This window comes from Sphingobacterium shayense (assembly GCF_013179575.1).
GTDB classification, from domain to species: domain Bacteria; phylum Bacteroidota; class Bacteroidia; order Sphingobacteriales; family Sphingobacteriaceae; genus Sphingobacterium; species Sphingobacterium shayense.
In genome coordinates this window covers 1-729 of sequence record NZ_JABMCQ010000348.1, presented here as the reverse complement: position 1 = coordinate 729, position 729 = coordinate 1, and the positions used below count along the sequence as shown (strand labels likewise).

The window sequence follows — 729 nt, the reverse complement described above, 5'->3', positions numbered from 1 at the left end:
CTACAATGGATGGTACAGCGGGCAGCTAGACAGCAATGTCATGCTAATCTCTAAAAGCCATTCACAGTTCGGATCGGGGTCTGCAACTCGACCCCGTGAAGTTGGATTCGCTAGTAATCGCGTATCAGCAATGACGCGGTGAATACGTTCCCGGGCCTTGTACACACCGCCCGTCAAGCCATGAAAGTTGGGGGTGCCTAAAGCATGTAACCGCAAGGAGCGTGTTAGGGCAAAACCGATAATTGGGGCTAAGTCGTAACAAGGTAGCCGTACCGGAAGGTGCGGCTGGAATACCTCCTTTCTAGAGTGTTTGAATAGACACTCGTTACGCACATTCATGATCATAAGAAGAAAAAAAGCATTTACAGAAGAAAGTGCCCTCCCTGGATAGGGGTTGTGGTTACCGAAGAAGAGGAATAAAAAGCTAGTCCCGTAGCTCAGTTGGTTAGAGCACTACACTGATAATGTAGGGGTCAGCAGTTCAAATCTGCTCGGGACTACACCAAACTAAGGGGAATTAGCTCAGCTGGCTAGAGCACCTGCCTTGCACGCAGGGGGTCAACGGTTCGAATCCGTTATTCTCCACATTCATCGGTAGTATCTATAAGGATACGGTTTATAGCTGATGTAAAGAGTTCTTTGACATATTGAAAGAAAGATTAACAAGAGAAGACAACAGAATGTCGGAAGTTTTATAGCAATATAGGATGGAAGACAAAGGCAGCCATA

General features: G+C 46.6%; 2 tRNA genes and 1 rRNA gene. All 3 read left to right on the top strand.

Going from position 1 to position 729, the window contains the following annotated elements:
* Positions 1–301: ribosomal RNA gene (locus HP439_RS19295) — 16S ribosomal RNA — on the top strand; the annotation flags it as partial.
* A 125-nt stretch (positions 302–426) separates the two neighbouring features.
* A tRNA-Ile gene (locus HP439_RS19290) sits at positions 427–500 on the top strand.
* Positions 501–511: 11 nt separating this feature from the next.
* Positions 512–585 (top strand) — tRNA-Ala (locus tag HP439_RS19285).
* The last annotated feature ends 144 nt before the right edge of the window (positions 586–729 follow it).